At 52.7% G+C, this 837-nt stretch carries 2 protein-coding genes; both read right to left on the bottom strand.

The features are described 5' to 3' along the window. Window positions 1-84: 84 nt before the first annotated feature. Window positions 85-450, bottom strand: coding sequence for an IS66 family insertion sequence element accessory protein TnpB (gene tnpB / locus OKB81_RS20625; RefSeq protein ID WP_041205730.1), 366 nt, complete (start codon window positions 448-450; stop codon window positions 85-87). Then, on the bottom strand, window positions 450-752 hold the full coding sequence (gene tnpA / locus OKB81_RS20630) for an IS66 family insertion sequence element accessory protein TnpA (RefSeq protein WP_270668099.1): 303 nt from the start codon (window positions 750-752) through the stop codon (window positions 450-452). Before tnpA ends, tnpB begins: the two co-directional genes overlap by 1 nt. Window positions 753-837 lie beyond the last annotated feature (85 nt).

The following is an 837-nucleotide window of genomic DNA, read 5'->3' on the forward strand; positions in this document are numbered from 1 at the left end:
AGGTGATGGGGTGAGGTTTTTCGGCGTCATTTTCATGAGGAAATTATAACAAAAACAAGGCGGTAAAGCACGAGGTTGGCGGTATTAAAGCGTCTCATAATGCAGTGTTTTATGGCCCTGCATCAAGGAGATATCGTAGCCATCGAGCAACCAGTTTATCTGCTCGGAAGAGAGGGAGAGTAGCTCATCGGCAGACGATGGCCACTTGAATTTCTCCTCGGCCAGCGCCTTGTAATAGAGCACAAAGCCGTTGTCCTCCCACATCAGACACTTGATCTTGTTGCGGCGGCGATTGGTAAAGGCATAGAGGGCACCGGTGAACGGGTTGTGCCCCAGTTGCTGCTCGACCAGCGCCGCCAGGCCATGGGCCTGTTTACGAAAATCGATAGGCGCCCGATAGAGGTAGATCTGCGGCATGGTCAGTGCCGGACGCAAGTAACGAGGGCGCATTACAACTGCCTCATGATAGCGCCGAGCAAATCGATATTGCCCAGATGTAACCCGGAGAGGGTAATACCGTTGGGTAAGGTGAGCGTCAAGCCGACTTCGTTCGTGACAGGAGCAGGCATGACTACTCTGACAAAGCCAGGAAGAGAGTCCGAGGCCGCAGGCTGTTCGAGCTTTTTGCGCCAGTAAGCAAACTGGTGATAGACCAGTGCCTGGCTTTTGCAAAAGGCGTGGCCGGAGAGGCCGGAGTCAAGCCAGGCGGTGATCTGCTGTCGCCAAAAATCAGCACGTTCTTGAGTGGTCATAGTGAAAATCCAGCGAAGAGGTAATGGATTTCAAGTGTGACGAGCTGATTTTGGGAAAAAAAGATGCCGATTCAAGGGCGCTTAC

It is taken from the genome of Aeromonas sp. QDB56, assembly GCF_027705505.1.
Lineage (GTDB): Bacteria > Pseudomonadota > Gammaproteobacteria > Enterobacterales > Aeromonadaceae > Aeromonas > Aeromonas caviae.

Excerpts from the sequence above, each read along its gene's own strand:
- tnpA (WP_270668099.1), bottom strand. The coding sequence starts at position 752 with ATGACCACTCAAGAACGTGCTGATTTTTGGCGACAGCAGATCACCGCC.
- tnpB (WP_041205730.1), bottom strand. The coding sequence starts at position 450 with ATGCGCCCTCGTTACTTGCGTCCGGCACTGACCATGCCGCAGATCTAC.